Consider the following 26,518-nt stretch of genomic DNA (forward strand, 5'->3'; position numbering starts at 1 on the left):
GACAGAAAAACTCAGTCTTCAAACGACTGGGTTTTTCTTTTTTTGCAGCGAAAAGCTTCCAGAAGCGGGATATTTTGCGTGAAAATGCCGATCCTGACAATGAACAAAGGAAAAATGAAACGATTAGGGATGTATTCCGTATACCCTTAGTAGCTGACATCTGAGGCAATCGAAGAAAGGAGGTATATGGGATGCGTTCAATGAGGCGTACGGTGAACCCTCTGCGGCTATTACTGTCAGTCATTTGCATTGCTGTAGCGATTTTGGGTTTTACCACCGGACATTTGGCCGATGCCAAAACTTATCACAAGGCTTACTGGATCCCTGTGGAGCATGAGATCGAGCAAGGCTTGGGAAGTTTCCTAAAAAGAGCGTTCGCCGAAGCGGAAAGCCAGCAGGCCGACCTGATTGTCCTGCACATCAACACGCCGGGCGGCGAGATCGGAGCTGCCGATTCGATCGGGCAGCTGATCAGGCAATCTCCGGTTCACGTAGTCGCCTATATCGACAATCAGGCTTTCTCTGCGGGAACCTATATAGCCCTAAATGCAAACGAGATTGTGATGACGCCCGGCAGCAGCATCGGGGCAGCCACTCCAATCGATCTGGCAGGAAATGCGGCGGACGTGAAGCTCATTTCCGGCTGGTCTGAAAAAATGGCCCAAGCAGCAGCGCTGAACGGGCGAAACGAAGAGGTAGCCCGTGCAATGGTAGAGATCGACAAAGAGTATCCCGGGCTGAAAGGCAAGGGGACCGTCCTCTCGCTCGGGGCAGAACGGGCCAAAGAGCTCGGATATGCCGATCAGGTGGTGTCGGGCAAAGCAGAATTGCTTTCGTACCTGGGTGTTCAGGCGGACAGCCTGCAGACCATCGAGCCTACAGTGGGAGAGCGTGTCGCCCGTGTCGTTACAAGTCCGGTCGTCATGAGTCTGCTGCTGATTGTCGGCCTGGTCGGAATCGTCGTTGAATTGTTTGCGCCAGGCTTTGGTGTGGCGGGGACGATATCGCTGTGTGCCTTTGGCCTGTACTTCTTCGGGCATTACGTGGCAGGTTTTGCCACCTGGCTGCACATCGCCCTGTTCGTCCTCGGTATTTTGCTGATGATCATGGAAATCTTTTTGCCGGGCGGAATTGTGGGAGCCATTGGTTTTATCAGTATCGTCACCGGTTTGATCATGGCGGCTTACGACACGCAGCAAGGGCTTGCGTCTTTGGGTATTGCCGTTCTGGTCACGGTTATCGTCATGCTCATTCTCATCAAGAAGTATGGGATAAAAGGCCTTTTCAGCAAGTTTATCCTAGGTGAGGTTCAGCGAAACGAAGCGGGATACGTCGCCCCGAAAGACCAGCGCGATTTGTTGAACAAAAACGGTGTGGCACTGACGCCGCTTCGTCCGGCCGGTGTCGTGAAGATTGATGGCAAGCGGATTGACGCAGTCAGCGCAGGCGGATTTATCGCCGCTGGTTCGCAAATAGTCGTGAGCCAAGTTGAGGGAACTCGGGTAGTCGTTCAGGAAATCGATCAAAAGGAGTAGATTGTACATGTTGGAAAGCGGATTAATTCCTCTTATTTTTATGGTGGCAGTGGCAATTGTTGTCCTGTCCATCTTCTTCTCGTTCGTCCCGGTCATGCTCTGGATATCTGCATTGGCGTCCGGCGTTCGGATCGGGATCATTACACTGGTGGCTATGCGCCTGCGCCGGGTTATCCCGTCGCGGATCGTCAATCCGTTGATCAAGGCAAGAAAAGCAGGGCTTGAGCTGGACACCAATCAACTGGAGAGTCACTATCTCGCCGGCGGTAACGTAGACCGCGTTGTTGATGCCCTGGTTGCCGCGCAGCGTGCGGATATTCCGCTTGGCTTCGAGCGTGCGGCCGCGATTGACCTGGCTGGCCGCGACGTGCTTCAAGCGGTCCAAATGAGCGTCAATCCGAAGGTAATCGAAACGCCAATCGTAGCTGCGATGGCCAAGAACGGTATTGAAGTAAAAGCGAAAGCAAAGGTAACCGTGCGTGCCAATATCGACCGACTCGTCGGGGGTGCAGGCGAAGAGACGATCATTGCCCGTGTAGGAGAAGGAATTGTGACGACAATCGGTTCTTCCGAGGCGCATAAAGACGTGCTGGAGAATCCGGACAGAATTTCCCAAACGGTATTGAACAAAGGGTTGGACGCTGGTACCGCTTTTGAAATCCTGTCCATCGACATTGCAGATGTAGATGTAGGGAAAAACATCGGGGCACAGCTTCAGACCGATCAGGCAGAGGCGGACAAACGCATTGCCCAGGCAAAAGCCGAAGAGCGCCGCGCGATGGCTGTCGCAACCGAACAGGAAATGAAAGCCCGCGTAGAAGAGATGAAAGCAAAAGTAGTGGAAGCGGAGGCGCAAGTGCCACTCGCTTTGTCCGAGGCTTTGAAAAGCGGCAAAATGGGCGTAATGGATTACTACAACCTGCAAAATATTTCAGCGGATACCCAGATGCGTCAATCATTCGGTCATGCGGGTGAAAAACAGAAACCGATTACCCCGCCGGATGACAAGAAGTAGAGGCCGGGATCATGGACGATCTCCTGGAGCTCTTATTTGATCTGCTGGGTTGGGCAATTCCGCTGATCGGCAAGTTCTGGTTTGTCATACTGGGCTACTTGGGCTATAAGCTGTTAGGTCTGAAAGGAAATAAAAAGCCGAATCAAAAACCCGCTCCCCGCCCGGTGCTTACACCAGCGGATGGCGGCGGATGGCCGTGGGAGCAAGAGCAGGAAGAAAGGCGGACCGTCACATCGCTTGAGCCTCGACCTGAAGCGGCACCTGCTATGGAAAGCAGCGTACAGACTGAGGGGTGGCAAGAGTCGGAGCATTTGGTGACGCTGGAAACCGCTGCTGAGGCAGAACGTCCGCTGGAGAGAAAAGAGTCTGCAAGCGCTCCTGCAGTTTCGCGTGAGGAAGAGCAGCACGATACGTTCGATCCTCGGGAAGGGATGAAGTGGGCGATGATTTATGGCCCACCTCGAGCGCGCACTCCCCATCTTCCAGCGAGAAGAAGGTTGTAAACCTATTTTGGCCGCAGGGGCTGTCCTGTAAAGCAGAAGAGACTGCATGCAGGGCAGCTCTTCTTTTTTCCATAGAAGGCTTCCCTTTGGTAGATTTCGCTGTCGAAAGATATCGAATAACACTACTTGTGTCGATTGCATCCATCTCCTATTCTTAAAGAAGGAAAAGAATTACAATATTTAGAAAAGATAAGGGGTAGAAAAGGATGAATCCACAGGCATTGGAAGGGATGAGCCGATTTCGACAGAAAGTGATTCGGCTGGTGATTTATGAAAAAAAATCCATCTACGAGACAGCAATCGCCTGCGGTTGTACGGCTGAAAAAGTAAAGCGTGTACTGAAAAAGTGGAAAGCGGCCTCGCGATCCTCGAAGGGTTCCAAACAACCCGTTCATCAAGGATGATAGAACTAGCCTGCTCCTCCTCGCATGGAGTGACGGGCTTTTTTTATTTTGGCTGCCTTTGGGTCCTCTCGCCTATCGTTTCGTTTGTGACATGAAGTTTTCTGCATGTTCCTCCGGCTATGCCGCATACGGTTATAAGAGAAGAATTGCGGGCACGATGCTGTCTTGTCTTTGACGATTTTCTTTCTCCATACTCCATAGATGCGTCAGCGAAAGGGGGGGCTTACTCATGAGGCGATGGAGCCGCCGGTTGCGTAATCTGGCAGTAGGAGTGCTGGATTTGCCGCAGGATGTGGTTCTCGAAGTCCCGCGCATCACCATGATTGGTCATTTGCAGATGTATATTGAAAACCACCGCGGAGTTCTCCACTTCAGTGAGAAGGAGCTCCGTTTACTGTTAACCAACGGTCAACTGATTGTGACGGGAGAGCAACTGGTCATCCGCGCCATTTTACCCGAAGAAGTGCTATTGGAAGGCAGGATCGGCGGGGTGAAATTTCTCGAGAAAACGTAAGTCGGACTCGCAGGAAGGATGGGGGGCCACCGATGAGCCAGTGGTCTGCCATTCCCGGCGGGGATGAGGGTGAATACGCGAGGAAAGTGGGGACTAGCATGCGCAATGGACTGCAGGAATGGATGAACGGACATATCACGATTACGGTCCGTGGCAAACGTTTTGAAAGGTTCCTCAACATGGCAGTGCGACAGGGAATACAGGTATGGAACATTCGCAGGGTCGGTACAGAGGTCAGCAGTTGTGATATCCTGCTTCAGGATTACTTTCGCTTGCGGCCGCTTTTAAAGGAGACGGGCTGCCGGGTGCATGTGCAAAAGCGGGAGGGATTTCCGTTTTGGCTGTTTCGTTTGCGGAAAAAAGCGGGTTTTATCACGGGTGTCGCTTTGTTTTTCTTCGGATTGTACATGCTCTCCTCATTCGTTTGGCAAATAGAGGTAGTGGGGACCAAAAAGCTCCATCCGGAAATGGTGGCCAAGGCAGCAGAACAAGTAGGGATTAAAGAAGGGGTATGGAAGGCCAAACTAAAAGAACCGCAGGAAATACGGCGGGAGATGATGAAGCTGATTCCGCAAGCCTCCTGGATATGGGTGAACATCCAGGGAACGAAGGCGATCATCCAGGTGGTCGAGAAGGAGGAACAGGAGTTGCCTGATCCGATCGGGCCACGCCATCTGGTGGCAAAGAAGCGGGCGGTCATTTCCACCATTTTGCCAGAGGCAGGCAAGAAAGCGGTGACGGTCAATCAGGTTGTCAATAAAGGACAAATCCTCATTTCAGGGATCATCGGGAATGATCAACGGCAAAAGGCAGTGGCAGCCAAAGGGACTGTAAAAGGAGAAGTCTGGTATATCAGCAACGTCTCCGTTCCGCTAACCCGTTCCCAATACCGCTACACGGGGGAAAAGCAAGAACACCAGTACTTGCTGGTCGGGCCATACGCGCTGCAGATTTGGCCGTGGCAAATCGAGCCATTTGCAAAAGCGGAGTCCTCCGAAGAAAGATATTCGCCTTCGATAGCCGGGTTCTCGATTCCCATCGGCTGGAAGACCGTTACGCATGCGGAGGTAGAGCCGGTCGCGCAGGAGCTCAGCCAAGAGGAGGCAATCGCTTTGGCCCAACAGATCGCACGCGAGGATATCTTGCAAAAAGCGGGAGCGGATGCGGCCATTCGAGACGAAAAAGTTTTGCACGTCAAGAGAGAGAATGGTAAAGTTTACTTGAGCATTCATTTTTCTGTCATCGAAGATATTGCTGAGGAACAGCCGATTGTGGCCTCGCCGCCCTCGCCTGATCCAGCTCCCTAACATATGATTACTGCTGCAAGGAGATGGAAGCCTGTTGCACGTACAAGAAGAGGTAAAAATCCCGTTTGCTGATGCATCTGAAGCACTACTGTTGTTTGGACCCCACGATGCGTATCTAAAAATCATTGAAGAAAAAACAACTGCAAAAATCATTTCCCGAAGTGGTGAGGTCCTCATCGCTGGTGACAAGGCAGAGGTGGATAAGCTGTCTCGCTTGTTTTCCGTTTTGCTTCAGCTGATCCGCAGAGGCATCCCCCTTTCTGAGCGTGACGTATCGTACGCGCTGCAATTTCTCGAAAATGGAGAGGTTGAACAGCTGCTCCATGTCTACGAGGAGGAAGTGGCTCGGACGCAGAAAGGAAAACTGATTCGCGCCAAGACACTGGGACAGCGCCATTATTTATCCGAAATGAAACGGCATGATATCGTGTTTGGCATCGGACCGGCGGGTACCGGAAAAACGTATCTGGCGGTTGTGATGGCAGTCAGCGCTCTTAAAAATGGACGAGTCAAACGGATCGTCCTGACACGGCCTGCGGTAGAAGCAGGGGAAAGTCTCGGTTTTTTGCCTGGCGACCTGCAGGAAAAGGTAGATCCTTATCTGCGTCCGCTGTACGATGCACTGTACGACATGCTGGGTGTAGAGCAGGTGGCAAAAATGATGGAGCGGGGACTGATCGAGGTGGCGCCTCTTGCGTATATGCGCGGCCGCACGCTGGAGGACAGCTTTGTCATTCTCGATGAGGCCCAGAACACCACTCCGGAGCAGATGAAAATGTTTTTGACCCGTCTTGGATTCGGCTCCAAGATGGTGATTACGGGTGACGTGACACAGATCGACCTGCCGAAGGGCAAAAAGTCCGGATTGCGAGAGGCTGAGCGGATTCTCGGCCCTATCCCGGACGTCGCCTTTATCCGCTTCCAGGAGACGGATGTCGTACGTCACAGCCTGGTTCAAAAAATTATCGAGGCGTACGCCAAAGACGAAGTAGAACACAGCACCAGGTAAAGGAGACAAGCATTCGTGTTATCTGTAGAAGTCCTTCACGAAGAAATCGAACCGATTGGCGAGCAGCTCGAAGCCCTTATCGTCCGCTGTCTGCAGGAAGCAGCAGAGCGGGAAGAAGTCAGCGGAGAAGTGGTCGTCACATTGGTTAACAATGAACGCATACACGAGCTGAACCGCGAGTACAGGAATGTCGATCGTCCAACAGATGTTCTGTCTTTCGCCATGAACGAGGCGGGAGAAGGCGAAATGGACATTTTTATCGACGAAGAAGAGCTTGACCAATTTCCCAACATGCTTGGCGACATCATTATTTCGTTGCCAAAGGCTGAGGAGCAAGCCCGGGATTACGGTCATTCACTGGAGCGGGAGCTGGGCTTTTTGGCCGTCCATGGCTTTCTCCATCTCCTCGGGTATGACCATCAAACCGAGCAGGAAGAAAAAGAAATGTTTTCCCGTCAAGAGGAAGTACTGCAGAAAATTGGCTTGACGAGGTAGGCGATATACCTTGCGTGCATGGAGCAGCTTTATTCGCAGCTTTTCGTACGCCTTTGCAGGAATTGCCCATACCGTGAAGACTCAGCGAAACATGCGCATTCACGTCGCAGCAGCCATCGTGGCGCTGGTGATGGCGTGGTGGTTGGAGATTTCCCGCAACGATGTTTTGCTGGTCTTTTTTTCTATCGCGCTCGTCTTTTCATTAGAGCTGATGAACACGGCAATCGAGGCAACAGTGGATCTCGCTTCACCCGAGAGACACGAAAAGGCAAAAGCAGCCAAGGATGCGGCTGCCGGATCTGTACTGGTTGCGGCCGTATTGTCTGTCATCGTCGGATTGTACGTCTTTGGTCCTCCTATCCTACAAAAATTGTCCGCATGGCTACCAGCGTGAAAGGAGCATGACTGCAGTGTGGCAACGAGTATTCGCTGGCTTCATGGTATTGCTTCCGTTGTTTGTAACCGTCTACTTGTTGCAGTTGGTTTTTTTCATGGTGGATCGCGCTGTCGGGGGATGGCTGACAGAACTGATGCTGACAACCGGACTGGCCTCCAGGCAGGGGGAGCTCGTCTGGTTTCTTGGCGTCCCTTTTCATGGCCACATCCCGGTCATCGGGGTTTTGCTGCTGCTATTGATCCTGCTATTGATCGGGGGGATTGCCCGTACACCGGTCGGAAGGCATGTCTTTTCCATGGTGGAGCGGCTGTTCGGGTTCATTCCGGTCGCACGAGGCGTGTATTCTACGGTTCAGCAGGTGTCCCAAGCGCTGGTGCATGAACGCTCCAGCTTCAAGCAGGTGGTGCTGGTGGAATATCCGCGTAAGGGAGTGTACACGGTCGGATTTTTAACAGGAGAGTCGCAGGGCGGGGCCTTGGAGTTTACGGGCAAGGAATACGTAAACGTGTTTTTGCCCAAATCGCCCAATCCGACCAATGGCTGGCTTGCCCTGGTTCCGCGAAGTGAGGTAACATTTCTGGACATGTCGATCGAAGATGGGTTAAAATTTGTCATCTCGGGCGGTGTTGTTCCGCCAAAAGAGCGGCTTAGCGAGCCCACCGCATTGATTCAACCAGAGGAGTCGTAAAACGGTGCAAGAAGTATGTGTTTGAAGTCGAAAATAAGAAAAACGCCTCAGCGTTTTTCACAGAACAGAGAGTGATGAATATGGATAAACAAGCGCTTTTGGCGCAGGCAAAAGAAGCTAGACAACGGGCCTATGTACCTTATTCCAAGTTTCCTGTGGGCGCAGCGCTCCTGGCGGAAAGCGGCAAGGTATATCTCGGCTGCAACATTGAAAACGCGGCGTTTCCCCTCTGCAACTGTGCGGAGAGAACAGCTTTGTTCAAGGCTTTTTCCGAGGGAGACAAACAATACAAGGCGATTGCCGTCGTAGCCGATACGCCGGATCCCGTCTCGCCGTGCGGTGCCTGCCGCCAGGTCATGGCCGAATTATGCCCGCCTGACATGCCTGTCATTCTGTCCAATCTGAATGGAGATGTCTTGGAGACAACCGTATCAGCCCTGCTGCCAGGGGCGTTCACCAAGGAGGATTTACGTGGATAACCGCAAGACCAAATCATCGTTCAAATCGGGGTTTGTCTCGATCGTGGGCAGACCAAACGTCGGCAAGTCAACCTTGCTCAATCACATTGTTGGCCAAAAAATTGCCATCATGTCAAACAAGCCGCAAACGACGCGCAATAAAATTACGGCCGTATATACGACAGAAGAAGGCCAAGTCATCTTCCTGGATACCCCGGGCATTCACAAGCCGAAATCAAAGCTGGGCGACTACATGGTCTCGGTGGCGGAAAACACCTTGAATGAAGTCGACCTGGTGCTCTTTGTGATTGACGCGACAGAAAAACGCGGGGCGGGCGACGAGTACATTATCGATCGCCTCAAACAGGTGAAGACACCGGTTTTTTTAGTCATCAACAAAATTGACAAGGTCCATCCGGAAGCCCTGCTGCCGATTATTGACGAGTACCGGCAGTTGTACGAGTTCAAAGCGATCATTCCGATCTCCGCAATGGAGGGGAATAATACGGGATCTCTCGTACAGGCCATCTTTGATGAAATGGAAGAGGGACCGATGTTTTACCCGGCCGACCAGGTGACGGACCATCCTGAGCGATTCGTCATGGCTGAATTGATTCGCGAAAAAGTGCTCCATCTGACGCGCGAAGAGATTCCCCATTCGATTGCCGTCACGATCGAAGAAGTGAAGCGGGGAGAAAACGGCAAAACGCTGTATATCTATGCAGCAATCTATGTAGAGCGCGATTCGCAGAAGGGCATTTTGATCGGCGAAAAAGGCAAGATGCTCAAGGAAATCGGCAAACGCGCACGGGTGGATATCGAGCGGCTGCTGGGTGACAAGGTGTTTTTGGAATTGTGGATCAAGGTCAAAAAGGATTGGCGCAACCAGGAAAGAATGCTGCGAAACTTTGGCTTCTACAACGAGGAATAAGACGTTTTTGCTTGCGGCAAGCGGCTTGGCGATCGAAGGTAATTTTTCCAAGGCATAGAATAACGGGCACAGGTGAATCTAAGTAAGGAAGTGGATTTAGCCGAAAACAGAAAGGATGTTGCTCCATGCTCAACGAGTTTTCTTGGAGTTATTTCGCTTCAACCGGTGATATCCATGCTTATCTCCTCTACAGAGAGCACCTTCAAACGTCAGGAGCCAGTGAGGAGGCCCCGTTTGATCTCGCCCAGGATGAATTGGGTGACACACACGCATGCTTGTAAAATGGGAAGGTATCGTCATCCGAAGCGTGGACTATGGCGAGTCCAGCAAAGTGGTGACCCTGTTTACCCGGGAGCGCGGCAAGGTAGCGATCATGGCTCGAGGCGCCAAGAAGGCCAAGAGCCGGTTGAGCGCCGTCTCCCAGCTCTTTACCCACGGATACTATCTCTGTAAAACGGGACCCGGAAGCGGTATGGCCGATCTCTCGCAGGGAGAGATCGTTGACTCGTTTCGGGATCTGCGGCAGGATTTGATGTCTACGGCTTATGCCGCTTACATAGCAGAACTGTTGGACCGGCTGACAGAAGACGGAGAAGGAAATCCTTTTTTGTTTCAGTTGTTGCACCAGCTCTTTCGCCACCTCGACGAAGGACGGGACCCGGAGATTCTTTGCCGCATATTCGAAACCAAAATGCTTCAGGTAGCCGGAATCACTCCACGCTTGACAGCTTGCGCCAACTGCGGCGAGCAGCGTGAGCCTTATGTCATCAGCGTCTCGCAGGGAGGCTTGCTGTGCCCTGCTTGTGCAGCCGGCGATGCCTATGCGATTGCTGTGACTCCGTCGGTCTGGAAGCTGCTCAGGCTGTTCCAGGTTTTTGATCTGGAGCGTCTGGGGGACATCGAGGTAAAGCCGACGACCAGAAGCCAGCTCAAGCATGTGCTCAGAAGCTTCATGGATGAGCACCTTGATTTGCGGCTCAAGAGCAGAGCCTTCCTGGATCAGATGGAACGAATGCCGCTCGCCGGGAGCGATTGACATTCCGAACACTTTTCGCTATCATAAAAACCAATTCAAATACGTTGCGGTGAAAGAAAGGAGTAGTCGGCCGCTGGTTTTTTCGGATGGACCTGCAAAAGGGATGTGCGGGTGGTCTGACAAAGCGAACCGGGGAGGGTGAAAGCCCGGTAACCAAGCTGACGAAGGGCATTCTGGAGCAACGCTTTTTTCGGAAAGAGGACGATGCGTTCGGCGTGTCGTCAAGTAGGGTGGAACCGCGGGAGATCCTCTCGTCCCTACACTGTTGGGCAACAGTGTAGGCGGCGGGAGGTTTTTTATTTTGTCCCTACAGGCTGGCCCGAAAAAAACAGGGAGGTACAAGTCCATGAGCATGACGTTTCAAGACATCATTTTGACACTGCAGAATTATTGGGCAAAGCAAAACTGCCTGGTCGTTCAACCGTATGATGTGGAAAAAGGGGCGGGCACACTGAATCCGATGACATTCCTGCGCTCGATCGGCCCGGAGCCGTGGAATGTGGCGTACGTAGAGCCATCCCGTCGCCCGGCTGACGGCCGCTACGGGGAAAACCCGAACCGCTTGTACCAGCATCATCAATTTCAAGTGATTATGAAGCCGTCTCCGGACAACATTCAGGAGCTGTATCTGGAGAGCCTTCGCCAGTTGGGAATCAACCCGCTCGAGCACGACATCCGCTTTGTCGAGGACAACTGGGAGCACCCGGGTCTCGGTGCGTGGGGACTGGGCTGGGAAGTGTGGCTGGACGGTATGGAGATTACCCAGTTCACGTACTTCCAGCAAGTAGGCGGACTGGAGTGCAAGCCAGTCGCAGTCGAGCTTACGTACGGCCTGGAGCGACTTGCCTCCTACATCCAGGAGAAGGAGAACGTCTTTGACCTGGAATGGGTGAACGGCGTTACCTACGGTGACGTGTTCCTGCAGCCGGAGTATGAGCATTCCAAATACACGTTCGAGCTGTCTGACGTGGACATGCTGTTCAACCTGTACAATACGTACGAAGCCGAAGCCAAACGGTTGATGAAAGAACATCTTGTATTCCCTGCGTATGACTACGTGCTGAAATGCTCCCACACCTTTAACCTGCTCGATGCCAGAGGCGCCATCAGCGTGACGGAGAGAACCGGTTACATTGCCAGGGTGCGCAATTTGTCCCGTGAAGTAGCCCAGACCTACCTGGCTGAGCGCGAGCGCCTCGGTTTCCCTATGCTGAAACACGCGGCTGACAGCAAGGAAGGAGTGAGCACAAATGAGTAAACGAGATTTTCTTTTGGAGATTGGTACGGAAGAGATGCCTGCCCGCTTTATTGCCGGAGCAGCGGCGCAATTGCGCGAAAAAGTCGAGAATTGGCTGGAGGGCCAGCGCATCCCATACGACAAGATCGATTCTTATGAAACGCCTCGCCGCCTCGCTTTGTTGATCCACGGCCTTGCAGAAAAGCAGCCGGATAAAGACGAGGAAGCAAAAGGGCCGGCAAAAAAGATCGCTGTAGATGAAGCGGGCAACTGGACCAAAGCGGCACAGGGCTTCGCACGCAGCAACGGTGTCGATACAGAGCAGCTGTACTTCAAGGAAGTAAACGGTGCAGAGTACGTCCATGCACGGAGATTGGAAGCAGGAAAAGAAACGGTCAGCCTGCTGCCAGCGCTTGCGGATGTCATTACGTCCATGAACTTTCCAAAGAACATGCGCTGGGGTGCCCATGACCTGAAGTTCGTTCGGCCGATCCGCTGGCTCGTTGCCCTTTTTGGTGCAGAGCTGGTTGAGATGGAAATTGCCGGCGTAAAGACAGGCAATGTGACCCGTGGCCATCGTTTCCTGGGCAGCCAGGCAGTGAGCCTGCAAGCGCCTGCCGAATATGCGAGCCGATTGGCGGAGGAGCATGTCATTGTCAGTGCAGAAGAGCGCCGCTCTCTGATCGTCGAACAAATCCGCCGTTTGGAAAAAGAAAACGGCTGGCGGATTCCGATGGACGAAGGACTGCTGGACGAGGTTGTGCATCTCGTCGAATATCCGACAGCTCTGTTCGGTACCTTTGAACGGGATTTTCTCTCTATACCGCGCGAGGTATTGGTTACATCCATGCGGGAGCATCAGCGCTATTTCCCGGTGGAGGATGCCAGCGGCCAGCTGCTGAATCACTTTGTTACGGTTCGCAATGGCGACAGCCATGCGCTGGAGAATGTGGCCAAAGGAAATGAAAAAGTTCTCCGGGCCCGTCTGTCCGATGCGCGCTTCTTTTACGAGGAAGACCAGAAGCTCTCGATTGACAGTTGTCTGAAGCGTTTGGAGACGATTGTTTTCCATGAAGAGCTGGGGACCATCGGCGACAAAGTGCGCCGCGTCCGCAAGACAGCAGCCCTGATCGCTGAAAAGCTGGGCATCACCGCAGAGGAAGCTCGCCAGGTGGACCGTATCGCCGAGATTGCCAAGTTTGACCTCGTCACCAATATGGTCGGCGAATTCCCTGAACTGCAAGGCGTGATGGGTGAGGATTACGCCCGCAAGGCTGGCGAAAGCGAAACGGTAGCGCACGGTGTGTTTGAGCACTATCTCCCGCGTTTCTCCGGAGACCAGCTGCCCGTGTCCGCACCCGGAGCGATTGCGAGTATTGCCGACAAGCTGGATACGATCGTCGGCTGCTTCTCGATCGGCATTGTCCCGACCGGTTCCCAAGACCCGTACGGATTGCGCCGGATGGCTGCCGGTATCGTGGCCATTCTGCTTGATCGGAACTGGACCCTCTCACTCGATGAGCTGTGGGATGCTGCGCTTTCTTCGTACAACGAACAAGGCGTGTCCAAACGCACGAGTGATGAAGTGAAACAGGACCTCAAGGACTTCTTCGCACTGCGCCTGAAAAATGTACTGCAGGAAGAAGGCGTCCGTTACGACGTGATCGATGCTGTTCTGTCCGCAGATTTGAATGTGCTGCCTGTACTTTTGCAAAAAGCAAAAGCACTGATGAACGCCGTGCAGTCCGAAGCGTTCAAGTTTACCGTGGAGCAGTTTAACCGCGTAAACAATCTGGCCCAAAAGGCAGAAGCGGACGCGGTTTCCGAGAGCCTATTTGCAGAAGACGTAGAACGGGCTCTGCATCAAACGTACGTGTCCGTAGCTCAGGAAGTAAGCGGGCTGGATGATCAAAAGCGCGTACTGGAGACACTGTCTACTCTCCGTGAACCGATTCAGGCATTTTTTGACAAGGTGATGGTCATGGCGGAAGATCAGGCGGTTCGCCAAAACCGTTTGGGCCTGTTGCTGCGCCTGTCCCGCCTGATTTACGGGTACGCTGATTTCTCCAAGCTTGTGTTTGCCTGATTATAACCATACAGATTCGCCTCCGCCAGCACTCGCGGGGGCGACCTTTTTTCCCTTGGAAAGAAGGAATATCTCGTCGAATAGAGTAATACTAGGGGTAGTAACCAGACAGAACCGGGGTGATTGGTCATCGAGCTTACCAAACGACAAGAGCACATCATACAGATCGTGAAGGATGAGGGGCCGATTACCGGTGAGCAGATCGCGGAGCGGCTGAATCTGACCCGGGCTACTCTTCGCCCAGACTTATCCATCCTAACGATGTCAGGTTATTTAGAAGCCAGACCTCGCGTCGGTTATTTTTATGCGGGCAGACCGGCTGGCTCGATCATTAGTGAACGGCTTCACAAGCTTCTCGTCAAAGACTACAAGGCGATGCCCATCGTCGTATCTGAATCGGCTTCTGCCTACGATGCAATCGTGACCCTTTTTCTGGAGGACGTAGGCACTCTTTTTGTGGTCAACCAAAAAGGCTTCCTGGCCGGTGTACTCTCGCGCAAGGACCTGCTTCGAGCCTCGCTCGGAAACAAGACCCTTGAGGATGTGCCCGTCGGGATCATCATGACCAGGATGCCCAATATTGTCACCTGCGGGCCTGAAGAGACGCTTTACGCGGCGGCGAAGAAACTGATCGACTTCCAAATCGACTCGCTGCCAGTAGTTCGTCCCGGACAGGGAGAGGACAGCAAGCATTGGGAGCTATTGGGAAGAGTGACGAAAACGACGATTGCCAAGGCATTTGTCGAATTGGGCAGCGAGCCGAAAGTGTAGGAGGAGAAGCGATACAATGGATCAAAGAGGACAGCTTATTTATGTGGTTTCAGACTCTATCGGCGAAACGGCGGAACTGGTCGTGCGCGCAGTAGCCAGCCAGTTTGACCGCTTTTCCATCGATGTACACAAGTATCCATACATAGAGGACAAAGAATCAATCGATGAAATTATCGCCTCTGCAAAAGAGATGAATGCGATGGTCGTGTTTACCCTCGTCGTGCCAGAGCTGAAAACGTATATCGTCGAGCAGGCGCAAAAGCACGGCATCCGTACGATTGATGTAATGGGACCGCTGCTGACAACGCTGCAGGAGATGCTGCATGAACCGCCTACCGGAAAACCGGGTTTGGTCAGGCGGCTGGACGAAGAGTATTTCCGCAAGGTGGACGCTATCGAGTTCGCGGTCAAATACGATGACGGCCGCGATCCCCGCGGGCTGCTGCGTGCGGATGTCGTGCTGATCGGGGTGTCCCGTACGTCCAAGACACCGCTCTCGATGTATTTGGCGAACAAGCGCTTGAAGGTGGCAAATGTGCCGTTGGTTCCAGAAGTGGAACCGCCGGAAGAGCTGTTTCAGCTCCCGCCCGAACGCTGCATCGGACTTACCATCAATCCCGAGCAGTTGAACGGCATCCGCACGGAGAGGCTGAAGGCTCTCGGTCTTACCGCACAGGCCAATTACGCCAACCTGGACAGAATCAACGAAGAACTGGCGTATTCGCAGAAAATCATTCAACGTGTCGGCTGCCCTGTCATCGATGTCTCCAACAAAGCGGTAGAGGAAACAGCCAATATCATTTTGGAAATCATCCGCAAGAATAATCTTCGAAAAGAACATAGGTCTTAAGAAGGGTTTTGACGTTTTTTGTAGAATAAAAGAGAATTGCCTCCTTTTCAAAGGAGCGCTCGGAAGGCGTTTACCGCCTGCGAAAATGTGGAAAAGTAGAAAAGAAGAAAAGAGTAGCGTTTTCAAGAAGGAAAATGACGAATTTTGACGAACTAAATAACCTCATTGCGTAATTTATAAAAAAGGTGGAAAGACATGGCTGGTCCCAATTCAGCTGATTTTGTGAACCAAGTCCGTGCCGCTGTTGACATCGTAGATGTAGTAGGAGAGTATGTACAGCTGCGAAAAAGCGGTCGCGCTTTTCTAGGCTTGTGTCCGTTCCACTCGGAAAAGACACCCTCCTTTAATGTCAATGCGGAGCGACAATTTTTTCATTGCTTTGGTTGTGGGGCAGGCGGAGATGTCTTTTCCTTTTTAATGAAGCTGGAGCAATTGACATTTCCCGAAGCCGTCCACAGGCTTGCTGAACGTGCCGGGATCGCGGTGCCCCAGGCGCAAGAGGAGGAAGAAGCGGCTCCGGAAAAAAAGGCCAAGCAGATTATGCTCGAGGCCCATCAGCTCGTAGCTAAGCTCTACCATTACGTCCTTACGGAAACGCCGTATGGCCATGAGGCGATGAAGTATTTGCAAAAGCGGGGAATATCACGGCAGACGATCGATGAATACGGGATCGGTTTTGCCCCGGACTCTTGGAACTTCGTCACTTCATTTTTGCAAAATCGACGTTTCTCGTTGGACCTGATGGTTGAAGCAGGGGTGCTTGCAAAAAGTGAAGCCGGCAAGATTTTCGACCGGTTTCGCGGGCGCGTTATTTTTCCGATCCACGATTCACAGGGAAAAGTAATCGCTTTTGGTGGGAGAGCATTGGACCCATCAGCGCCTGCCAAGTACCTAAACAGTCCGGAAAGTCCACTCTTCAGCAAGAGTACAACACTATTCAACCTTCATCGCGCTCGCCCATATATCCGGAAGCGAAAACAAGCGTTGCTCTTCGAAGGATATGTGGATGTGATTTCAGTATGGCAAGCAGGCTTTCCCCAAGGGATTGCTACTTTGGGAACGGCTTTGACCGAGCAGCAGGCGAGAATGATCCGGCGCAATGCTGAGTCGGTTGTGCTTCTCTTTGATGGAGACGCTGCCGGTCAAGAGGCGACTGCGAAAGCGATCAACATTCTGCAGGAAGCGGGGGTCGTTGTCCGCATCGCTCCCTTGCCGCCCGGTACAGATCCTGACGATTACATTCGACAGCACGGAGCAGAAGCATTTTCTCAGCAGGTATTACTTCAGGCGATGCCTGTCACGGCTTTTCGTCTGAAACATTTGCGTGACAAGCACGTAATACAGGATGAGACCGATCAGAAGCAATTCATCGAAAAGGCGATTGAACTCGTAAACGAGCTGGACAGTCCGGTTGAACGGGACTTGTATTTGCGGCAATTGGCGGAAGAACACTCCCTGACCCTTGAAGCGATCAAGTGGGAGTCACGAAGGCTTTACAAACAGCAAAAAAGTGACAGACAAAGGGATAAAGTAACGCCAGCATGGAATAATAGTATAAATAATGGCAAAGTTACGCTCGCAAAAACACTGCCCCCCGCTTACCATACAGCCGAACGCATGCTGCTGGGCTATATGATGCGCAATCGGCATATCGCGGATCGGGTTCAGGCTGAGTGTACCGGTTCGTTCCAAGTAGATGAACACGATGCATTGGCAGCCTATTTATACGCATATTTCGCAGAAGGACATCAGGAAGATCCTGGACAGTTTATACATTACCTGCAAGACGAACCGTTAAAGCAATTAGCCTCGGGATTGGCCATGATGGAGTGCAGAGACGACGTATCTGATCAAGAGATCGGGGACTACATCAAGCAAGTAAATCACTACCCGAAGCGCACCGAGCTGGAGCAGCTGCGTGAAGAACTACGAACTCTTCACATGAAGGCATCTGCAGCGGACAGCGAGGAAGCGCGTAGAGAACTGGAAATTCAAGCTGCCGTCGTAGGGATGAAGATTCTTGAATTGGAAAATGCTTTAAAAGAAGGGTAGCATCAGATCATTCCCGGGGAAGGAGGGATAGTAGATGAACAAACAAAACATCACTTCAGACATGGAAGCAGCGTCCATTGAACAAGTGAAGGAACAACTGGTCGAATTAGGCAAGAAACGCGGTGCGCTGTCGTATAAAGAAATCATTGATCGCATTTCGGGATTTGAGCAGGATTCCGACCAGATGGATGAGTTCTTTGAATATCTGGGCGATCAAGGAATCGAGGTCAACAATGACAGCGAGGACGACGAAGAAGTGGACGATATGATCATGAAGGATGAGGAAAACGAGGAGTTCGAATTCGACGATCTCTCCGTGCCGCCCGGTATCAAGATCAACGACCCTGTGCGAATGTATTTGAAGGAAATTGGCCGTGTTCCTCTACTCTCCGCTGAAGAGGAGATTAAGCTGGCAAATCGCATTGAACAGGGTGATGAAGAAGCAAAACGTCGTCTGGCTGAGGCCAACCTGCGTCTGGTGGTATCCATTGCCAAGCGTTATGTTGGAAGAGGCATGCTGTTCCTCGACTTGATCCAGGAAGGCAACATGGGCTTGATCAAAGCCGTGGAAAAGTTTGATTATCGAAAAGGCTTCAAGTTCAGTACGTATGCGACCTGGTGGATTCGTCAAGCGATTACCCGCGCTATTGCCGATCAGGCAAGAACCATTCGCATTCCGGTGCACATGGTAGAAACGATCAACAAACTGATTCGCGTTTCCCGCCAGTTGCTGCAGGAGCTGGGACGTGAGCCAATGCCGGAAGAAATCGCGGAAAAAATGGATTTGACGCCTGAAAAGGTACGTGAAATCATGAAAATTGCTCAGGAGCCGGTATCGTTGGAAACACCGATTGGTGAGGAAGACGATTCCCATTTGGGTGATTTTATCGAAGATCAGGACGCGCTGGAGCCTTCCGATGCAGCTGCCTATGAGCTGTTGAAAGAGCAGCTTGAGGATGTATTGGATACGCTGACGGATCGGGAAGAAAACGTACTGCGCCTGCGCTTTGGTCTTGATGACGGGCGTACGCGGACACTGGAAGAAGTAGGGAAAGTGTTCGGCGTTACGCGTGAGCGCATCAGACAAATTGAGGCAAAGGCACTTCGCAAACTTCGTCATCCGAGTCGCAGCAAACGCTTAAAAGATTTTCTGGAATAACCGATATAGGAAATATGTGGCCTACGTTAGCCTGCGTAGGCTTTTCTTTTTCCGATCTCAGGCCAACCCGTCAAGACAAAGGAGGGTCTCGCGTTGGACGACCAGCGCAAGCGTGTCATCATTTCCGAAATCGAAAACTGGCGGCGCAATCATTTGCTGCCCGAACATTACTGCATTTTCTTGTTAAATTTGTATACGGAAGGAGACAGGCCGCAATCGTCAGAGATGGCAAGAAAGGGCAGCGGCGGAAGTATTGCCTCTGGCTATGGGCAAGTTGCAGCGACGTCACAGGGAGCTGTAGCAAGAGGGACGAAAGCAACGGCCCCGTATGTATCAGGAAGTGCTGCTCCCATATCAGGTAAAATGATTCTGTCCTGGCTGATTGGCGCTTTTTTGATCGCTGGGATCATCTTACTTGCTTTTCATTTTAACCGTTTTACCCCCCTAATGCAAATTGCCATCTTTGCCTGTTTCTCGTTAATTTGCTATATACTGGCATTCGCTTTTAGGAAATCATCGCCACTTGTCACGCATTTGCTATTGGGACTATCCTTTGTAGTACTGCTTTTAGGCGGTTTTTATATGATTCACGAGTTGGGCGGCCCGCTATCGGTCATGCTGATCTATTTGTCAATTATTTCCATACTGCTGTGCATCAGCGCATTTTTGTTCGGGTTTCCCTATCTTCTGTACTGCGGGGTTTTGGCCCTGGCTCTCGTATATGGAGTAGCGACGGTGGACCGGGTAGGGGACGGGTATACATGGTGGAGATCAGAGCTGTATTGGGTACCGATCGCCGGTCTGATGGTCGGATTAGGCTTCCTCGTACACCAGAACTACCCAAAATGGGCAGGCGTTTTTGCGATTTGCGGCATGATTGCTTTCTTTGGAGCAGAGGTGCAATCTCTTTATATTCCGACAGCCCGGCAGGATCTGATCCAATTGCTGTTGTTTATCAAGGTATTTCTCAGCTCCGCTTTCTTCTTTTTTACCCGCGGGTACTGGTATCAATGGCTTCGTTTATAGAGGGCTCCTGCAGGGGCCTTTTCCCTTTTCTGCGCATTCTTGCTACAATAGACGTGGAGTGGAGTAAATCATCGGGGTGAGAGTTTTGAATAAAAAAATGTGGGTGCTGACAGGGATTCTTCTGGCGGCGGTTTTCTTTGGATTTGAAGCATTCGCGATGGTCGTAAGCATGAAGACATACAACATAGGTTACATACTGGGAGGAGCTTCATTCTTTGGAGCGATATTGATGGGAGCACGCAATGAATAGGCGTGCTTTCTTATTTAAGAAGTTGTCGTATTTTTTTGAAAAGGCGTACACAGAGCAAAGGAATATGGTGTATAATGGAATTGCAAACTGAACAAACGCTCAGTCGGAATTATCCATCTATGTCCAAGCAAATGAAAAAACGCTTTCAAGGGGGCGGATCAATGATGAATTTTGATTTGAATACCGAACAACTGATGCTGAGAGACATGGTTCGGTCATTTGCCGAGGAAGTGGTTGCGCCGGGGGCAGATGAACGCGATCGGACAAAGGCTTTCCCAACAGATATTTTCGAGAAAATGGCGGACTTGAGCCTGATGGGCCTTCCTTTCCCCGAAGAATACGGCGGTGCAGGGGCTGACAGCATCAGTTTTGCGATTGTCGTGGAAGAGCTGAGCCGGGTTTGCGCTTCGACCGGTATCACCTACTCCGCTCATATTTCCTTGGGTGGTGCGCCGCTCGCCATGTTCGGGAGCGAGCAGCAAAAGCAGGAGTACCTGACAAAAATATGCAGCGGTGAAAGCCTGGGCGCATTTGGTTTGACGGAGCCGAATGCGGGATCGGATGCTGGCGGGACGAAAACCACGGCCGTTCTGGATGGAAACGAGTGGATCATAAACGGCACCAAATGCTTTATTACGAATGCTTCCTATGCCAAGTTTCTCGCATTGACTGCTGTAACGGATAAAGCAAAGGGAACACGGGGGATCACGGCGTTTATCGTTCCCACTGACGCACCGGGCTTCACCGTATTGAACAATTACGAGAAGCTGGGCTTGAACAGCTCCAACACGACCGAGCTCATTTTGGAAAATGTGCGGATACCGAAAGACCATGTGCTCGGACGTGAAGGGGAAGGCTTCAAGCAATTCCTGATTACATTGGATGGCGGACGCATCGGTATAGGTGCGATGGCGGTCGGAATTGCGCAGGCAGCCTATGAAAAAGCGCTTCAATACGCAAATCAGCGCACTGCATTTGGCCAATCGATTTCCCGTTTTCAGGCGATTCAGCACAAGCTGGCAGACATGGCCATGCAGATTGAGCTGGCTCGGAACATGGTTTACAAAGCAGCCTGGCTGAAGGATAACCAGCGCAAGTTCACCAAAGAGGCGGCCATGGCCAAGCTGTATGCTTCGGAAGTCGCCATGTCCGCGACCCATCAGTCCATCCAGATTCACGGCGGATACGGCTATATGAAGGAGTATCAGGTCGAGCGCTTTTTCCGCGACGCCCGTTTGCTTGAGATCGGGGAAGGAACGTCTGAAATTCTCCGCAATGTCATTGCACGTGAAATCGGCTGTTAACACGCAAAAATTTTGCCTCGTCTTGACAAAAGACGGGGCTTTTCGCGTTTTTTTGCATTGGGAAAATAGGAACAAATAGGGTAGAATAAAGGCATTGGAAGGAGAAAGAGCTTATGACAACATGGATGATATCCAGGCGATTGCAAACGATTGCCCGTTTTTGCCCGAAGGGAGCCCGCGTTGCCGACATCGGATCGGACCACGCGTTATTGGCTTCTTATTTGATTAGGGAAGAAATTGCTTCGTTTGTCGTGGCAGGCGAGCTGAATGAAGGTCCCTACCAGGCAGCGCTGAAACAAATACATACGATACAAGCCGAGGACAAGGCATCAGTCCGCAAAGGCGACGGCCTGTCTGTCCTGAAACCGGGTGAAGTGGATGTCGTCTGCATCGCCGGAATGGGCGGACAGCTGATCGTTTCCATTCTATCTGCGGGTGCAGACAAGCTTGAGGGCGTCAGCCGACTGATTCTCCAGCCGAATGTCGGGGAGGAGCATGTGCGCCGCTGGTTTGTGGAAAACAATTGGCAGCTCTCTGCGGAAACAATCATGGAGGAAGACGGGATCATTTATGAAATTCTGGTAGCAGACAAGGGAGACGGAATGATCCCATATCGAAACAAGGACCGTTCACCTGAGGAATTGCTGCGCATCGGTCCCTTTCTTTGGGAAGAAAAGTCGCCCGTCCTGGCAAAAAAGTGGATGAGCGAACGTGAGAAGTGGACGAAGGTGCTGGAGCAGCTCAGTCGCTCGGACAAACAAGAGGCGGCCGTACGTGCGGCGCAGATTAAAGAAGAACTCGAATGGATCAATGAGGTGATAGCATGTTTGCCCACGGACAAACCGTAATTCAATATGTGGAAAAGCTCGCACCCAAAGCGATGGCTCTGGAGGGTGACAAGATTGGACTGCATGTAGGGACCTTGCAAAAGCAGGTAAAAAAGGTAATGGTGGCGCTGGATGTTTTGGAATCTGTCGTAGATGAGGCCACCGCAGAGGGTGTAGACCTGATCGTCGCCCACCACGCAGTCATCTACCGGCCGCTGAAGCATCTGAGGACGGATATGGCTGCCGGAAAATTGTATGAAAAACTGCTCAAGCACGATATCGCCGTTTATACCGCCCATACGAATCTGGATGTAGCCGCAGGAGGCATGAATGACTGGCTGGCAGAAGCCATCGGACTCGAAAATGTGGAGATGCTTGACGTGAACTATCGCGAGACGCTGAAAAAGCTGGTCGTCTACGTTCCACAGTCCCATCGGGATGCGGTATTCCAGGCCATTACCGAGGCTGGTGCAGGCTGGGTCGGCAATTACAGCCACTGCACCTTCCAGGCAGAAGGCACGGGAACATTCCTGCCGAGAGAGGGCACCGATCCGCATATCGGCAAACAGGGCGAACTGGAGAAAGTGGAAGAGGTTCGGATCGAAACGGTCGTGTCGTCCTCAAGGCAAACCAGCGTGATCAAAGCGATGCTGGCTGCCCATCCGTATGAAGAGGTCGCCTATGATCTGATTCCTTTGGACAACACCGGCCAGGCCCTGGGAATCGGACGCATCGGAAAGCTGCCCGAAACGGTTACGCTGCAGGAGCTGGCGCTGCAAATCAAAGAGCGCTTTTCGTTGCAGGGGCTTCGCGTCATTGGCGATTTGCATGCGCCTGTCAGAAAAGTAGCCGTTGTAGGAGGAGACGGCAGCTCGTATGTCTCCAAGGCTGTTTTTCGCGGTGCGGACGTCTTTGTGACAGGGGACATCGGATATCATACGGCCCATGATGCGCTGGCAGAGGGCTTGTTCATTATCGACGCCGGCCACAACATTGAAAAAATCATGAAAGAGAAGCTGGCAGCCTTTTTGCGTGATCGGCTTCAGGAAAATGGATACGGGACAGAGGTTATTGCTTCTCGTGTACATACAGATCCGTATCAGTTTTTATAAAAATTCGATGTGGAGATAAATACCGATCCCATCAGGGGGCCCGACTTGCTCCCTGGCTAGATGGCGCAGCGGCGGTCTCGTTGCTCATACAAGCCTATGCAAGCCAAACTGGTGTAGGGGGATTTTCGTGCAAAAAAAGAGTAAAGTATTAACCTGCGCACTGCTTGTCTGCAGCTTGCTCGTACCCTCGGCTGCAAGTGCTGCAAGCTCGTACATGCCGTATTCAGATATCAGCAAGCACTGGGCGAAATCGTCGATTATCAGAGGGGCGCAGTACGGCCTTTTTGCTTCCGGTGGTTCGATCGAGCGGTTTTATCCCAACCGCGAGCTGACGCGGGCAGAGTTTGTCGCCTTGATGGACAGGGTTTTCGTTGTCGGACAGCAGCACTTGTACCCGCTCACTTTTCTGTCGGAGCATGATGAGTTTGGAAAGGGAGAGGGTTTTGACGAGCCGTATCTTCCATATAAGGACGTCGACCGGCTGACATGGATGTACGGCCCGACATTGCGAATGTCGGTTCTGTTGGAGCGCTTGTATGGTCCTGGTGCGATCCAGGAGATTTTCCCGGGCCAGCTTTTTTCGCCTAATCAGCCAATCACCCGTGAAGAAGCGGCCAAACTGCTCGCCATTTATACAATGGAGACGGACCAACAGAAGGCGTGGAACATGGTCAATGAGTGGGGATGGCTCACAGGCAGACCGTCAGACAAATTAAAACGTGGAGAGGCAGCGGTTGTTTTTGACCGTCTGGTGCAGTTCTTGCAGAGAGATGTAATGCTGCCGCTGCTCGATTATGACGGCCAGAAGTTTCCGATGGTTCCGGAGGTTCAGGATATGTTCCCGCTGTTTGCCCCTTACACGGATCAGGTGACGGGGGACGATCAAATATACGTCAACGCTGCGGAAGCGATCCGGTTTCATGAAGATTCCGAGGAGACCTTCCGCGCTTTGCGCAAGCTGGCGGAAGGGACCTTTGACAATAAAGTGGGTGTGCACTATTACCTTAGCTGGGACCCTGACACCGAGATTGCAGATAATCTGGAGCATGCCTTCAAGGCGATCGACGCCTACTTCGATGATCGGATCGTTTTGCCCGACACCCTGCAGCTGTTAGTCGCCAATGTATATGACATGGCTTTGCAGACAGGTTCGACAGACCCGAAAATGTACGAGAAGATTCTCGAACGCCTCAACGGCTACGAGCAGAAAATCAGGAAAAATACGAAAGAGTCGGAAGCGCTGGCTATCTACCAAGCGGCGTTGGAAGTGAAGGTTGGCCATATGGACAAAGCCCTGGAGATATATCGTGCGTTCGCTCCTCATCACCAGGAAGCTTTGAAAAACCTGGTCTACTATCTCGTTCAAAACGAGCAGTTGTCAGAAGCGGAGGCGTTTCTTGCAGGACTGCAACCCAAAAAGACAGAAGTGGAAATCATCCAGCTTACTCGTCTCCTCCAGCAGGAATTGGCTATCGACTTGGAGCAAGCATCCATTGTGCGGGATCTGAGCTTTACGATGGGCCGCATGGAGAATTTGAAGGGATACAAGGCGGAAGGCGAAGCTGTTCTGAGGGGCTTTCTGGTGAAATATACGGAAGAGGTAGACCGTCTGAGCAAAGCTAGACATGCGACGGGAATTTATCAATCACCGCAAAAGCTGGTGCTCGACAAATGGGAAAGTTATACGGATACAGAAAAGAACATCAAGTATGAACGCAATTTTGATTCCGAAAGCTGGGAGCCTTCCAGGGTTGACCAGCAGGAATTCATGTCAGATTATGTGGCCGGTATGAGTGTCAAGGACCGGGCTCGTATCCTTGGGGCCAGATATTACAAGCAATCATTTGGAGAATACGACATCATCACCGAATGGATACCAGGCGACAAAATCGTGGAGGCTGCCCAAAACGTATCGCTCAATCACGGGAAGATCAAGAGCGTACCGGTCTACATGAACAAGTACTACATTGATAGTGACTCCGATCTGTTGGTGAAGCACGTTTGGCGTTATGAAGAAGTGTATAATACGCAAGAATACGTCGCCTACGCGGGAGAGGAAACGTACAAGACCCAGGTCGATGTACGGGTTTCCATTCCGCGAGAGGTCGTGAAAGGGGCAGCGCGATGAAGCGGATCTTCTCGTGGGTAATAGCAGCTTTACTCGTATTTGGAGTTTCTTCAGTCCATGCTGCCGATGGACCGTTTGCGGAAACAGCAGAGGTCTACCATCAAGTGCTGGACAATCATTTGAGCAGGCCTAGCGAAAAGCAGCTTGTCCAAGGCGCTCTTGAGGGAATTAAGAAGCTGGCGGAAAAAGAGAGCAACTTGTCTTTGCAGTATTCTGCTGAGGACGACACGCTAGCAGAATTGGAGCGGCGCCTGTCGGAGTGGAAGGATAAGGCGAAGCTCGAAGCTTCCACGTTAAACCGTTTGGCAATCGAGGGGATGCTGTCAACCCTGGACGACCCTCACACGATGTTTTTTACAAAAGATGATCTGGAGCTTTTTCAAGCAGGTGTTGAAAATCAGCTAGTCGGCTTTGGCTTCCGTATGCGTTTTCAGAATGGGTTGATGCTGATCAGAGAGATCATTCCGAATTCGCCAGCCGCAGCCTCCGGGTTGAAAAAAGGAGATCAGCTATTGGCAGTAGACGGAGCTTCGCTGAAAGGCAAAAACGCCGAAGAAGCATATCTGATGCTCAGAGGGGAAGAAGGCACAGAAGCGGTTTTGACAGTGTTTCGGCCAGGAGAAAATCGGGAGCTTCAGGTGAAGCTCAAGCGCGCGGCGATTACTGTTCCTGAAGTGGAAGGGGGTCTCTTTCAAGACGGGAGGATTGGCTATATCGGTCTGGAGACATTCGGTTCGGAAGCAGCCGTCCAATTCCGTGACAAACTCGACCAGCTTACGAAGCAATCGCCTTCATTAAAAGGCTTGCTGGTAGATTTGCGCGACAATGGCGGCGGATACTTGTCGAGCGCTCGGGATATTGCCAGCTTGTTTATGGAAGAAGGACTCTTGATGTATACGACCAATCGCAATGGCGTAGAAGTGCAGACGTGGGTGCGAAATGGCCGGGATGTCAACTATCCTGTCCGCATTCTCGTCAATGAAGGGACTGCTTCCGCTTCAGAGCTGCTCGCCGGGGCTCTGCGGGATAACGGCATCGCCAAGCTGGTCGGCACCAAGACGTTCGGAAAGGGCAGCGCTCAGCAGATTATTCCCCTTTCAGAGGGAGATGCGCTGAAAATCACTTTGCATGAGTATTTTACACCGAAGCATACAAAGGTGAATCACGTCGGGCTGGAACCGGATGTCAAAGAGGAAGACTATGCGGCACAAGTCGTAAGAGCTCTCCACTCGATCGGCGTAAACAGCTTTCAGCTGGAAGCAGAGGATGGAGACACTGTTGTGAATGGGATTGCTTTTGCTGCTGTTGACCCTCTGTTTAAGAAAGATGAACAGGGAAAATGGCTTATCCGTGCAAAAGTTCTCTCCAGTGTAATCGGCGATGAGTCGCTAGGTGCAAACGATTACGTAGACATCACGCCATAT

Annotated in this window: 27 protein-coding genes (1 of these 27 running past the window's edge); all 27 read left to right on the forward strand. The window is 51.8% G+C overall.

Annotation, left to right across the window (positions count from 1 at the left end; all coding sequences use genetic code 11):
- The first annotated feature begins 191 nt into the window (after window positions 1–191).
- The gene (locus tag NSQ24_RS10235; protein WP_122958714.1) at window positions 192–1,535 is read left to right on the forward strand and encodes a nodulation protein NfeD; all 1,344 of its coding nucleotides are present in this window, start codon (window positions 192–194) and stop codon (window positions 1,533–1,535) included.
- Between the two features lie 7 nt (window positions 1,536–1,542).
- On the forward strand, window positions 1,543–2,550 hold the full coding sequence (gene floA, locus NSQ24_RS10240) for a flotillin-like protein FloA (protein ID WP_003390637.1): 1,008 nt from the start codon (window positions 1,543–1,545) through the stop codon (window positions 2,548–2,550).
- Between the two features lie 11 nt (window positions 2,551–2,561).
- Window positions 2,562–3,053 (forward strand): hypothetical protein, encoded by a 492-nt coding sequence (locus NSQ24_RS10245; protein WP_339167738.1) that lies wholly within the window; start codon window positions 2,562–2,564, stop codon window positions 3,051–3,053.
- A gap of 206 nt (window positions 3,054–3,259) precedes the next feature.
- Window positions 3,260–3,457, forward strand: coding sequence for a sigma-70 family RNA polymerase sigma factor (locus NSQ24_RS10250; protein ID WP_003390632.1), 198 nt, complete (start codon window positions 3,260–3,262; stop codon window positions 3,455–3,457).
- A 229-nt stretch (window positions 3,458–3,686) separates the two neighbouring features.
- A complete protein-coding gene (gene yqfC / locus NSQ24_RS10255; RefSeq protein ID WP_003390630.1) occupies window positions 3,687–3,971 on the forward strand; it encodes a sporulation protein YqfC in 285 nt (94 codons plus the stop codon).
- Between the two features lie 32 nt (window positions 3,972–4,003).
- A complete protein-coding gene (gene yqfD, locus NSQ24_RS10260; protein WP_051567410.1) occupies window positions 4,004–5,278 on the forward strand; it encodes a sporulation protein YqfD in 1,275 nt (424 codons plus the stop codon).
- Window positions 5,279–5,312: 34 nt separating this feature from the next.
- The gene (locus NSQ24_RS10265; protein ID WP_039071503.1) at window positions 5,313–6,287 is read left to right on the forward strand and encodes a PhoH family protein; all 975 of its coding nucleotides are present in this window, start codon (window positions 5,313–5,315) and stop codon (window positions 6,285–6,287) included.
- A gap of 15 nt (window positions 6,288–6,302) precedes the next feature.
- Window positions 6,303–6,782: an rRNA maturation RNase YbeY gene (ybeY, locus tag NSQ24_RS10270; protein WP_003390624.1), complete on the forward strand. Its 480-nt coding sequence runs from the start codon at window positions 6,303–6,305 to the stop codon at window positions 6,780–6,782.
- A 10-nt stretch (window positions 6,783–6,792) separates the two neighbouring features.
- The gene (locus NSQ24_RS10275) at window positions 6,793–7,176 is read left to right on the forward strand and encodes a diacylglycerol kinase family protein (RefSeq protein ID WP_003390622.1); all 384 of its coding nucleotides are present in this window, start codon (window positions 6,793–6,795) and stop codon (window positions 7,174–7,176) included.
- Window positions 7,177–7,183: 7 nt separating this feature from the next.
- Window positions 7,184–7,867 carry a DUF502 domain-containing protein gene (locus NSQ24_RS10280; protein ID WP_194247095.1) on the forward strand — a complete coding sequence of 228 codons (684 nt, stop codon included), beginning with the start codon at window positions 7,184–7,186 and terminating at the stop codon, window positions 7,865–7,867.
- A 17-nt stretch (window positions 7,868–7,884) separates the two neighbouring features.
- Entirely contained in the window at window positions 7,885–8,346 is a 462-nt protein-coding gene (locus NSQ24_RS10285; protein WP_161785208.1) for a cytidine deaminase, read from the forward strand.
- Window positions 8,339–9,256: a GTPase Era gene (gene era, locus NSQ24_RS10290; RefSeq protein ID WP_003390614.1), complete on the forward strand. Its 918-nt coding sequence runs from the start codon at window positions 8,339–8,341 to the stop codon at window positions 9,254–9,256. Before NSQ24_RS10285 ends, era begins: the two co-directional genes overlap by 8 nt.
- Before the next feature lie 125 nt (window positions 9,257–9,381).
- Complete coding sequence (locus tag NSQ24_RS10295; RefSeq protein ID WP_003390612.1) at window positions 9,382–9,537, forward strand: YqzL family protein; 156 nt, start codon at window positions 9,382–9,384, stop codon at window positions 9,535–9,537.
- Complete coding sequence (recO, locus tag NSQ24_RS10300; RefSeq protein ID WP_003390610.1) at window positions 9,528–10,292, forward strand: DNA repair protein RecO; 765 nt, start codon at window positions 9,528–9,530, stop codon at window positions 10,290–10,292. The genes NSQ24_RS10295 and recO overlap by 10 nt, the downstream gene beginning before the upstream one ends.
- A 346-nt stretch (window positions 10,293–10,638) precedes the next feature.
- Window positions 10,639–11,550 carry a glycine--tRNA ligase subunit alpha gene (gene glyQ, locus NSQ24_RS10305; protein WP_081607812.1) on the forward strand — a complete coding sequence of 304 codons (912 nt, stop codon included), beginning with the start codon at window positions 10,639–10,641 and terminating at the stop codon, window positions 11,548–11,550.
- Entirely contained in the window at window positions 11,543–13,615 is a 2,073-nt protein-coding gene (glyS, locus tag NSQ24_RS10310) for a glycine--tRNA ligase subunit beta (RefSeq protein WP_171506856.1), read from the forward strand. Before glyQ ends, glyS begins: the two co-directional genes overlap by 8 nt.
- Before the next feature lie 123 nt (window positions 13,616–13,738).
- Complete coding sequence (locus tag NSQ24_RS10315; protein ID WP_003390601.1) at window positions 13,739–14,386, forward strand: helix-turn-helix transcriptional regulator; 648 nt, start codon at window positions 13,739–13,741, stop codon at window positions 14,384–14,386.
- A gap of 16 nt (window positions 14,387–14,402) precedes the next feature.
- Window positions 14,403–15,236 carry a pyruvate, water dikinase regulatory protein gene (locus NSQ24_RS10320; RefSeq protein ID WP_003390598.1) on the forward strand — a complete coding sequence of 278 codons (834 nt, stop codon included), beginning with the start codon at window positions 14,403–14,405 and terminating at the stop codon, window positions 15,234–15,236.
- A gap of 195 nt (window positions 15,237–15,431) precedes the next feature.
- Window positions 15,432–17,288, forward strand: coding sequence for a DNA primase (gene dnaG, locus NSQ24_RS10325; protein WP_122958718.1), 1,857 nt, complete (start codon window positions 15,432–15,434; stop codon window positions 17,286–17,288).
- A 34-nt stretch (window positions 17,289–17,322) separates the two neighbouring features.
- Window positions 17,323–18,447, forward strand: a complete 1,125-nt coding sequence (gene rpoD / locus NSQ24_RS10330; protein ID WP_003390594.1) for an RNA polymerase sigma factor RpoD — start codon at window positions 17,323–17,325, stop codon at window positions 18,445–18,447.
- Between the two features lie 93 nt (window positions 18,448–18,540).
- Window positions 18,541–19,473 (forward strand): hypothetical protein, encoded by a 933-nt coding sequence (locus NSQ24_RS10335; RefSeq protein WP_003390592.1) that lies wholly within the window; start codon window positions 18,541–18,543, stop codon window positions 19,471–19,473.
- A gap of 85 nt (window positions 19,474–19,558) precedes the next feature.
- Window positions 19,559–19,723 carry a hypothetical protein gene (locus NSQ24_RS10340; protein WP_155808002.1) on the forward strand — a complete coding sequence of 55 codons (165 nt, stop codon included), beginning with the start codon at window positions 19,559–19,561 and terminating at the stop codon, window positions 19,721–19,723.
- A gap of 164 nt (window positions 19,724–19,887) precedes the next feature.
- A complete protein-coding gene (locus NSQ24_RS10345; RefSeq protein WP_172920860.1) occupies window positions 19,888–21,027 on the forward strand; it encodes an acyl-CoA dehydrogenase in 1,140 nt (379 codons plus the stop codon).
- 113 nt (window positions 21,028–21,140) lie between these two features.
- Window positions 21,141–21,875, forward strand: coding sequence for a tRNA (adenine(22)-N(1))-methyltransferase TrmK (locus NSQ24_RS10350; protein WP_003390586.1), 735 nt, complete (start codon window positions 21,141–21,143; stop codon window positions 21,873–21,875).
- A complete protein-coding gene (locus tag NSQ24_RS10355) occupies window positions 21,851–22,966 on the forward strand; it encodes a Nif3-like dinuclear metal center hexameric protein (protein WP_171506855.1) in 1,116 nt (371 codons plus the stop codon). Before NSQ24_RS10350 ends, NSQ24_RS10355 begins: the two co-directional genes overlap by 25 nt.
- Window positions 22,967–23,093: 127 nt before the next feature.
- Window positions 23,094–25,094, forward strand: a complete 2,001-nt coding sequence (locus NSQ24_RS10360; protein WP_122958719.1) for an S-layer homology domain-containing protein — start codon at window positions 23,094–23,096, stop codon at window positions 25,092–25,094.
- Window positions 25,091–26,518, forward strand: partial view of a S41 family peptidase gene (locus NSQ24_RS10365; protein WP_243014932.1) — the 5' portion only. It continues 78 nt past the right edge of the window; 1,428 of the gene's 1,506 nt are visible here — the first part of the coding sequence; it begins with the start codon at window positions 25,091–25,093; its stop codon lies off the right edge, out of view. The genes NSQ24_RS10360 and NSQ24_RS10365 overlap by 4 nt, the downstream gene beginning before the upstream one ends.

The organism is Brevibacillus sp. FSL L8-0520 (genome assembly GCF_037963895.1).
Taxonomy (GTDB): Bacteria; Bacillota; Bacilli; order Brevibacillales; family Brevibacillaceae; genus Brevibacillus; species Brevibacillus borstelensis.

Coding starts and splice junctions, on each gene's coding strand:
- recO (WP_003390610.1), top strand. CDS start 9,528: ATGCTTGTAAAATGGGAAGGTATCGTCATCCGAAGCGTGGACTATGGC.
- NSQ24_RS10295 (WP_003390612.1), top strand. CDS start 9,382: ATGCTCAACGAGTTTTCTTGGAGTTATTTCGCTTCAACCGGTGATATC.
- NSQ24_RS10235 (WP_122958714.1), top strand. CDS start 192: ATGCGTTCAATGAGGCGTACGGTGAACCCTCTGCGGCTATTACTGTCA.
- NSQ24_RS10350 (WP_003390586.1), top strand. CDS start 21,141: ATGACAACATGGATGATATCCAGGCGATTGCAAACGATTGCCCGTTTT.
- NSQ24_RS10355 (WP_171506855.1), top strand. CDS start 21,851: ATGTTTGCCCACGGACAAACCGTAATTCAATATGTGGAAAAGCTCGCA.
- NSQ24_RS10280 (WP_194247095.1), top strand. CDS start 7,184: ATGACTGCAGTGTGGCAACGAGTATTCGCTGGCTTCATGGTATTGCTT.
- rpoD (WP_003390594.1), top strand. CDS start 17,323: ATGAACAAACAAAACATCACTTCAGACATGGAAGCAGCGTCCATTGAA.
- floA (WP_003390637.1), top strand. CDS start 1,543: ATGTTGGAAAGCGGATTAATTCCTCTTATTTTTATGGTGGCAGTGGCA.
- NSQ24_RS10320 (WP_003390598.1), top strand. CDS start 14,403: ATGGATCAAAGAGGACAGCTTATTTATGTGGTTTCAGACTCTATCGGC.
- NSQ24_RS10245 (WP_339167738.1), top strand. CDS start 2,562: ATGGACGATCTCCTGGAGCTCTTATTTGATCTGCTGGGTTGGGCAATT.
- NSQ24_RS10345 (WP_172920860.1), top strand. CDS start 19,888: ATGAATTTTGATTTGAATACCGAACAACTGATGCTGAGAGACATGGTT.
- yqfC (WP_003390630.1), top strand. CDS start 3,687: ATGAGGCGATGGAGCCGCCGGTTGCGTAATCTGGCAGTAGGAGTGCTG.
- glyS (WP_171506856.1), top strand. CDS start 11,543: ATGAGTAAACGAGATTTTCTTTTGGAGATTGGTACGGAAGAGATGCCT.
- glyQ (WP_081607812.1), top strand. CDS start 10,639: ATGAGCATGACGTTTCAAGACATCATTTTGACACTGCAGAATTATTGG.
- dnaG (WP_122958718.1), top strand. CDS start 15,432: ATGGCTGGTCCCAATTCAGCTGATTTTGTGAACCAAGTCCGTGCCGCT.
- NSQ24_RS10250 (WP_003390632.1), top strand. CDS start 3,260: ATGAATCCACAGGCATTGGAAGGGATGAGCCGATTTCGACAGAAAGTG.
- yqfD (WP_051567410.1), top strand. CDS start 4,004: ATGAGCCAGTGGTCTGCCATTCCCGGCGGGGATGAGGGTGAATACGCG.